7 protein-coding genes and 1 tRNA gene are annotated in these 8,340 nt (G+C 71.5%); 2 read left to right on the top strand and 6 right to left on the bottom strand.

The window, feature by feature from the left end:
- Positions 1-69 precede the first annotated feature (69 nt).
- Positions 70-1,359 carry a family 4 glycosyl hydrolase gene (locus A33M_RS20080; RefSeq protein WP_008391216.1) on the bottom strand — a complete coding sequence of 430 codons (1,290 nt, stop codon included), beginning with the start codon at positions 1,357-1,359 and terminating at the stop codon, positions 70-72.
- Between the two features lie 335 nt (positions 1,360-1,694).
- Here A33M_RS20080 and A33M_RS20075 point away from each other — a divergent pair, with 335 nt between their 5' ends.
- A complete protein-coding gene (locus A33M_RS20075) occupies positions 1,695-3,080 on the top strand; it encodes a GH1 family beta-glucosidase (RefSeq protein ID WP_008391214.1) in 1,386 nt (461 codons plus the stop codon).
- Between the two features lie 69 nt (positions 3,081-3,149).
- Here A33M_RS20075 and A33M_RS20070 read toward each other — a convergent pair whose 3' ends face one another.
- From A33M_RS20070 to A33M_RS20050, 5 genes are all read right to left on the bottom strand, one after another.
- Positions 3,150-4,286 (bottom strand): SbmA/BacA-like family transporter, encoded by a 1,137-nt coding sequence (locus tag A33M_RS20070; protein ID WP_008391213.1) that lies wholly within the window; start codon positions 4,284-4,286, stop codon positions 3,150-3,152.
- Between the two features lie 222 nt (positions 4,287-4,508).
- Positions 4,509-5,060: a diheme cytochrome c gene (locus tag A33M_RS20065; RefSeq protein WP_008391212.1), complete on the bottom strand. Its 552-nt coding sequence runs from the start codon at positions 5,058-5,060 to the stop codon at positions 4,509-4,511.
- An 11-nt stretch (positions 5,061-5,071) separates the two neighbouring features.
- A complete protein-coding gene (locus A33M_RS20060) occupies positions 5,072-5,497 on the bottom strand; it encodes a DUF1924 domain-containing protein (RefSeq protein WP_157223587.1) in 426 nt (141 codons plus the stop codon).
- On the bottom strand, positions 5,494-6,588 hold the full coding sequence (locus tag A33M_RS20055) for a cytochrome b/b6 domain-containing protein (RefSeq protein ID WP_008391210.1): 1,095 nt from the start codon (positions 6,586-6,588) through the stop codon (positions 5,494-5,496). Before A33M_RS20055 ends, A33M_RS20060 begins: the two co-directional genes overlap by 4 nt.
- A gap of 415 nt (positions 6,589-7,003) precedes the next feature.
- A tRNA-Ile gene (locus tag A33M_RS20050) sits at positions 7,004-7,079 on the bottom strand.
- A gap of 342 nt (positions 7,080-7,421) precedes the next feature.
- On the opposite strand from A33M_RS20050, the gene A33M_RS20045 reads away from it, so the two are divergent.
- Positions 7,422-8,340, top strand: a 919-nt coding sequence (locus tag A33M_RS20045) for a hypothetical protein (RefSeq protein ID WP_040622094.1), incomplete at its 3' end; no start/stop codon positions are given.

The following is an 8,340-nucleotide window of genomic DNA, read 5'->3' as shown; positions in this document are numbered from 1 at the left end:
TCGATCGGCTCCTGCCGGATCGGCGAAAGCGGCTCCGGCGCAGCCCCGTCGGAGTTTTCAAACGGGCTCTCAGACACAGGCGCGGATATAGGGCCGGTCGATCTCCCACAGCTCGTCGAGCACGGCCTTGGCGGCGGCGGTGGAGGCGACCACCGGATCGATCAGCAAGGCCTCGAGCGCGAGCTCCTTGGAGGCGTGCACTGCGGCCTCGACCGCCAGCTGCTGCACGCTCGCCTGCACCGCGAGCAGCTTGGCGATCGGATCGGGCAAGGGCCCGAGCGACACCGGGTGAATGCCGGCGGCATCGGCGACGATCGGCACCTCGACCGCGAGATCGGCCGGCAGGTTCGGCACGGCGCCGCGATTGTAGACGACGCCCGACTCGATCACCCGCCGCTCGTTGTGCAGCGTCGCGGCGATCACCGCGGCACCGCGCTCGCCGGACGGCATGGTCCACCAGTCGGGCATTTCGCCGGTGCCGGCCAGCACCCCGTCGACCTGCGCCCGAAACTCCTCCCGCATCCTGGCGTCGCCGGCAAAATCGTAGCCGACGTCCTCGCCGCCGTCGGCCTCCCAGCCATAGGCGAGAAACTCGCCGGTGTGGCTGTCGCCGCAGGTCGGCCACAGGCCGAAGGCGCGGAACAGCGTGCGGTCGAGCGGGATGAAGGCAGGGTCGTGGGTCGCCTCTTTTTCACGCAACAACGGGTAGAGATCGGCGCCGGTCGCGTGGTCGCGGATGTCGAGGAGCCACTGGAAGTGATTGAGCCCGGCGCCCCAGACGTCGATCGTCGCCTCCGGCCGCTCGAGGATGTGGGCGACCTGGCTGCGGGCGCCGAAGATGCCCTCGCACAGGCCGACCACCCGCACCTTCGCGTACTTGCCGAGCGCCATCACGATGCGGCTCTCGGGATTGGAGAAGTTGACGAACAGCGCGTCCGGGCAAAGCTCCTCGACGTCGTGCACGAAGTCGAACACCATCGGCAGCGTGCGCATCGTGAAGAACAGGCCGCCCGGGCCGCCGTTCTCGCCGAGCGTTTGGCGGATGCCGTGCTTCTTCGGGATCTCGTAGTCGTGCCGCCACAGCCGCATCCGGTCGATCGCGGTGGCGTTGAGGACGTGGGTCGCGCCGGGCAGCGCGGCGCGACGATCGGTGGTCGTCTCGATGGTGACGTCGACGCCGGCCTTCGCGGCGAGCAGCCGCCCGAGCGCCGCCATTCGCGCGAGCGCGACCGGATCGGTGTCGACCAGCACGACGGTCGACCCGCGCAAATTTTCCGCGAAGAACATGTCGCGAAACAGAGTGAGGCCGAACGACGCGCTGCCGGCCCCGATGAAGACGATTTTCGCCGTGTTGCACATGACCGCCTCGACGCCGGGCCGTCACGCGATCGGCGATGGAGGGGGCGGGCGAGGAGAGGCGTCAGTCCCGCGCCGGAGCGGCGGTCCGCACGCTCAGTGTCTGCCGATCCATGAGCGTGCGAAACTCCGATGAGTTCCGTAATCCGGGCGCACTGCTCCGCGGCCGATGCGACGAGACGGATGCGACGAGACGGATGCGAGGCGACGTGCCGTGCCGCGAAGACGCGGGCGGCTTGACCGGCATCAACACATCGGAAATGCGGCGAGCATACCGTCCGTATGTAACGCCTGCGAAGGCCGTGCCTGCGCGGGCAGACTGCGAAGGAAGGTCGATCATGAGCACGCGCGCGCCTGCGACGGTCGCGGCCGCCTCCAACGCCCCGTTCGTGTGGGGCGTGTCCACCTCGAGCTATCAGATCGAAGGCGCCGCCGCCGAGGACGGCAAGGGGCCGAGCATCTGGGACGCCTATTGCCGCCAGCCCGGTCGTATCACCGACAACGACACCGGTGACGTCGCCTGCGATCACTATCACCGCTACCGCGAGGACGTGGCGCTGATGAAGGCGCTCGGCGTCGGCGCCTACCGCTTCTCGGTGTCGTGGCCGCGGGTGCTGCCGAAGGGGCGCGGCGCCGCCAACGAGCCGGGCCTCGCCTTCTACGACCGGCTGATCGACGAACTGCTCGCGGCCGGCATCGAGCCGTGGCTGTGCCTCTATCACTGGGATCTGCCGCAAGCGCTCGGCGATCTCGGCGGCTGGGCGAGCCGCGACACCGCCTTCTGGTTCGCCGATTATGCAGCCCTGATCGCGCGGCGCTACGGCGACCGGGTGAAGCGCTTCGCCACCTTCAACGAGTCGTCGGTGTTCACGCTGTTCGGCTTCGTGATGGGCGGGCAGGCGCCCGGCATCGTCGACCGCGACCTGTTTCACCGGGCGATTCATCACGTCAATCTCGGTCACGGCCTGGCGATCGACGTGTTGCGCGCCAATGTGAAGGACGCCTCGCTCGGCATCGTCCACAACATCCAGCCGTGCCGCCCGGCGACCCCGGCGCCGGAGGACGTGAAGGCGGCCGCGCTGTTCGACGCCTACTGGAACGGCGCCTTCGCCGACCCGCAGATTCTCGGCGTCTATCCGTCGCTGATCGCCGATCTGATCCTGCCCTGGGCACAGGCGGGCGACCTCGCAAAAATCTGCCGGCCGATCGACTGGTTCGGCCTCAACCACTATTCGCCGCACTACATGAAGGCGGGCGACGGCAATCCGCTCGGCGTCGCCTGGGGGCCGGCACCGGAGAGCGTGCGGCGCACCGCGATGGGCTGGCCGATCGAGCCGGACGCGTTCCGCGACACGCTGGTCTTCCTGTCGGACCGCTACCGGCTGCCGGTCTATGTGCTGGAGAACGGCACCGCCAATCCCGACGTGGTCGATGCGAAGGGCGAGGTGCACGACCCCTCGCGGATCGATTATCTGAAGGCCTATATCGGCGCCCTCGGCGAGGCGCGGGCGGCCGGCGCCGACGTGCGCGGCTATTTCATCTGGTCCTTGCTCGACAACTTCGAATGGGGCTCGGGCTACAGCCAGCGCTTCGGCATCGTTCACGTCGATTACGCGACCGGCAAGCGCACGCCGAAGGCGTCGTATCACTGGTACGCCGATCTGATCCGCGCGCAGGCGGCGGGGCCTCGCGCCGTGTCGCCGCCTCTGGTGGCCGTGAGCTGACATCCGATACTGCGGGAGGCCGCGCTTTCGCGCGGTCTTCCGTTCTCGCCACGCCTCTCTTCCACGCCGTCAGACCACCGCGTGCTCGTGCTCCCGCTCCGGCTGCGGGGCGGAGGCGGGCCGCGGAAGACCGTCGGCGCGGTCGAGCGCCTGCAGGAGCGTGGCGACGCGGTTGACCGACGAGCGCCACTCGGCGAGCCGCTGGTAATTGTCGACGAACCAGTTGAAGGCGACCTGCACCGAGACGAACGCGGCCGACGCCTGGGTCAGCTCGCCGAGCGTCATCTCGCCCGCCAGGAATTTCGGGGCGCACAGCATCCAGGCGCACACCGAGGCGAGCAGCACGTCGGTCTGCGACACCATCGTGGTGCCCATCAGCTGCCAGCACAGCTGACGCCAGCGTCTCAGCACCTGGGCGAATGCCGCCTGCACGCCGCGCACGTCGACGGCACCGGCGGTCGCCGGCGGGCTGCTCTCGCCGAGCTCGCGGATCTCGTTGGTGACGGCGCGCAGCTCCGCCTCGGCCTGATTCTCCGCCTGGATCACCGAGGTGAGATTGCGCCCGACGAACGCCATCGCCGAGGTGAACACCATCGTGTAGGCGATCACCGCGACCACCAGATAGGCGTGGATCACCATCTCGTGGCCGCCGATTCTCAGCCGGAAGTCGCCGCCGACCGTCCACAGCACGTTGAGAAACACCAGCGCGGTGACCGCGGCGTTGAGCAGCCCGTTCGCCATGTCGACCGGCGCGTCGGTGGCGATGCGAGCGTCGAACGAGATGCGGTACTCGGCGTTCTGGTGGTCGCCGTCGACCGCGTCGAGGCGCTGATAGCGGCGCTGGTCGATCCAGGCGGCGAGCAGGTGGCGGGTCAGCCATTCGCGCCATTTGCGCTGGGTGGTCATGCGCGCCCACACCGAGGCGACCGCGAGCCCGACGGCCAGCACCGCGAGCGGCACGAACAGCTCCACCTGCGCCCATAAGGCGGCCGCATCGCGCCGCTCGAGCGCGTCGAAAAAATCGCGGTTCCAGTAGTTGAGCCGGTACTGGACGCCGATCTGCGCGAGCACGACGAGCACGAGCCCGATGGTGAGCGGCCAGCTCACCCGCGCGGCCCGGCCCGTCCAGAAGCGGGACGCGGCGGCCCAGTAGCGCCCGAACAGGCTTTTTCTGGGTCGATCGTCCGCCGGGTTCGGCCGAGACATCTTGGTACGCCTCGCGTCACGTCGTGACGGAACCGGTTCTGTCGCGGCGGCGCGTGACGACAGCGTCGGACCCGGCGGGGCCGAGATCAAGTGCGGTCGATCCGGGATGAGGCAAAAGGTCTCCGAGCCGCGCCCGCAGCCCGACGCACGAAGCCCGACGCCCAAGCCCGGCGGCGAGCCTCGACCCGGCCGCCGGGATTTTTTCTCTCTCCGCGCGGGCTCTCAGTGCCGGTGGCCGCGTCCGTCGGACCCGAAGCGGCCGAACCGTCCGGCGTGCTCGTCCTCCTCCTCCTCGAACAGGCCACGCTCGGCGTCCTGGTGGCAGGCCTTGCAGTCGCCCTTGAACTTCGCCTTCTTGCGGGCGAGCGTTTCCGGCGCGACGCGGTCCTTGCGCTCGTGCTTGCGGGTCCACCACGGCATCTCGGTGATGCGCAGCGGGGTTTTCCCGGCGTCGAGCCGGCGCAGCATGCGGCGGGTCTCCCAGCCGGATTCGGCGGCGTTCGCCACCAGATAATCCTCGATCTGCCGGGCCAGCGCCGCGTCGAGCTCGGCATTGTCGCCGAAGTGATCGGACAGCCCCTTCACGATCGCCGACCACGAGCGGGCCGGCAGCAGGCCGGGCGGATAGGCGATATGGCAGGCGCCGCATTCCGTCTTCACGGCGGCGTTGCCGACCGGCGGGATCTGCAGCCCCTCGTCGGCGCGCAGCGGGGCGGCGACCAGCAGGGCGCAGGCGAGCGCAGCACCGGTGGCGAGGATCGTTTTCGCGGTCATCGGCGGCCCCCTCACAGCCCGAGCAGGAAGGCGAGCGCGTCGGCCTTCTCGGCCGCCGTGCATTCGCGCCCGAGAACGTCGCGGCAATTGCGCCTGAACCACTTCTCGACGTTCGCCGGGTCGGTGTAACGGGTCGCTGTCACCGACGCCGCCATCGGCTCGATCGCCTTGCCGGCGCGCGTCTCGCCGGGCTTGGTCAAATCCTTGCCGTGACACGAGGTGCAGGCCGGGCTGTCGGCCTTGCCGCCGGCATGCTCGGCGAAGAAGAATTTCCGGCCGCGCTCGGCGCTCGGTCCGGAGAAACCCGCCTCTTGCCGGGCCGTCGTGACGTAGCCGTCCAGCACGCCCTTCTGGGCGGCGCTCGGCTCGGCCACGGCCGTGCCGAGCGACACGGCCGCGAGGCCGATGGCGCAAACGATCGATGAAGCTCGCATCATGGTCTTTTCGTCTCCGGAGAAGGGTTTGGGATGGAAATCTGGCGAGCGGCGAACCGCCCGCTGTCGGCGTCGGCGTGGCAGGCCGAGCAGGCGAGCCGGCCGCCGACCGTGCGGCGGGCGAACACCGCGTCCGGCACGTCCGCATGCAGGCGGCGCCAGCCGGGCGTCGCGGTGATGCGGAGCGGGTCGGTGTCGGAGGGGGTGCGCATCAGGTTCGCCGCGGCGGTGTCGAATTTTTCCGCGCTGTTGGCGGCGAGCCAGTCGGCGATGCGGCGCGTGTCGGCGGCGGACAGGCTCGCATCGTCGCCGAAATGATCGTCGAGGCCGGCGACGATCGCCGCCCAGGTGCGGGCCGGCGCGACGCTCGGATGGTGCGGCGTATGGCAGGCCCCGCACTCCTTGGCGTAGAGCGGATCGAGCGGCGCGGTCGGGATGCCCGGAACCGGCTTGGCCGACAAGACCGCGGTGCCGACCACCGCGACGGCGACCGCGACGGCGATCGTCCGCACCGCCGGGTGCGGGCGGGCGGGCTTCTCCGGCGCCGTGATCGCATCGGTGCCGGCCGGCTTGGTGCCGGTGATCATCGCGCGCAGCATCACCGGGCCGTCGTGCAGCGCCCCGAGGACGTGGAGGATCACCAGCCCGGCGAGAGCGTAGGCGACATAGGCATGGGCGGTGAGGGCCGTCGCGCCGGTGCGGAACGACGTGAAGGCGGCGAGCGGCCCTTCCTTCGACACGCCGCCGAGCACCAGGAGGCCGGTCACCGTGAGGACCGTGACCGCCCCGATCAGCGCGACGATCATCAGGGCGCCGAGCGGGTTGTGGCCGATATGGCGCGGCTCGCGATTGCGGCGGATCGCGTCCAGATGCGCGAGCGCGCGCGAAACGCTCGGCCGAAAGCTCGAGAACCGCGCATAGGTCGGCCCGAGCAAGCCCCACACCAGGCGGCAGCCGACCAGGACGGCGGCGGCGATCCCGCTCCACAGATGAACGTCGTGCCACGACGGCGGCGCCCACAGCCCGGTGACCAGCGCGACGCCGACGGTCGCCACCAAGAGCCAGTGAAAGGCGCGGACCGCGCGATCCCACACGGCGATCTCGGGAGCGGGCTGCGGGGCCGCCGGTCGGGATGCCGATCGCGCCGCGGGTCGGGATGCGACGCGGCGGTCGTCACCGCGGGGGCGGAAAAAGGTCGCCGACGTCATCGCCGCGCCTCCCCGGAGCCGGACGCGGCAGGAATGGGGTCGCGGGCGGGCGGCGTGGTTTTGCGCGCGGGCGCGCCTCGCGTGTCGAGGGCGTTCGCAAGGTCGCGGCGCAGCGGTCCGCAGGACCGGGGGCCGATGTCGGCGGCACGGGTCATGATCGCCTTCCTGATGAGGATCGCCCGCACCTTCGCCGGCGCGCGCTGATCCGCCGCTGACCGCCGCCGTCAGCGTTCCGTCAGCCGCGAATGCCGGCGGCAGGGGAGGGACGGGAGGAGGCGAGGGGAGCGGAGGAAATGGCGGGTGGTGGGCCCGGCAGGACTCGAACCTGCAACCAAGCGGTTATGAGCCGCCGGCTCTGACCATTGAGCTACGGGCCCCGCCGGGCGTTCTTCGCCGCGCACGGGCGAGCCGGTCCGGGAGTGCGGCGGACCGTATCAGCGCGACGCAGCGCAGACAATCGGAGCGGGCCGATTCTCCCCGTCCCGGCCCGGCATCGGCGCGCCGCTCGCACGCCGCGATCGCGGACTCCGGTACCGGCCTCGCTCCGCCTCGCCCGTTCCGGTGTGGGGCGCCGGGCATCCGTGGAGGCCCGCGAGCGGCGGCCGATTCACCGGCGGGGCGGAGTCTGTTAGCCTGGAGCGAATCGGTGCATCGGGCACAACCCCAGGGCACCACGAGGCGCAGCGCCGCGCGTTCCGCGCGGCAGGGCAGGGCGATCGATGCTTCCCACGTTCCGGCTGATGATGGTCGCGGTCTTGGCGGTGCTGCTCGGCGTGGCGATCGCCGGGCGCGGGCTGGTCGGCGCGCCGGAGGCGGTGACGCGGATCGGCGAGGTGCCGATGGTCGGCCGCACGCTGGTTCAGCTCTCGCAGGTGCCGATGTCGCAGGTGGACCGGGCGATCGTGCTCGCCTCGGCGGCGATCGATCCGACGCTGCCGGTCGACCTGCCGGCCGAGGCGGCCACCACCGCGACCACCGCCATCGCGGCGGTGTCGCCGGAGAGCCGCGCGGACGGCACGGCCGACCCGGCGTTTCCCGGCGCGGCCGCGGACGACGAGGCGCCGCGGCTGCCGCTGGTCGCGCTCGACGAGGCGGGCGCACCGGCGGTGACGACGCGGCCGCCCTCGGCCGATCCGCTCGGCGATCTCGTTCGCGCGGTGGTGCCCGAGACCCCGCTGCTCTTGCCGGAGCGCCGCAGGGCCGCCACCGGCCCGGTGCGGCGGGGCGCCGGCACCGCGGTGGCGGCGCTCGCGCAAAAGACCGAGCGGTCGCTCGGCACGCCGCCGGCGGCCGATCTCTCGACCGAGGATCCGCCGACGCTCGACCTGCCGCTCGCCGACGACGCCACCACGGCGCCGGTGCCGCCCGTGGAGCCGGAAGTGGAGAGCGCCGCGTCGCGGTCGTCCGGGGTGCCGATGCCGAGGCGCGACCCGCGCAAGGCGGTCGCCGCCGCCACCTCGTCGCGGCTCGCGGTGGCGCCGGAATCGGGACGCATCGTGCGCAGCGAGACGGCGCCGCGCTCGGCCCGGCCGGCCGTGCGGGCGCGGCCGAGGACCCATGCCCGTCCGGAGGCTCGCCGGCCGGTGCGCACGGTGTCGCGGCCGCGCGCCCGCGACAGCGCGCCGGTCGCTGCCCGGA

It is taken from the genome of Rhodovulum sp. PH10, from assembly GCF_000293785.1.
Lineage (GTDB): Bacteria > Pseudomonadota > Alphaproteobacteria > Rhizobiales > Xanthobacteraceae > Rhodoplanes.
This window is presented reverse-complemented; position numbering and strand designations above follow the sequence as displayed.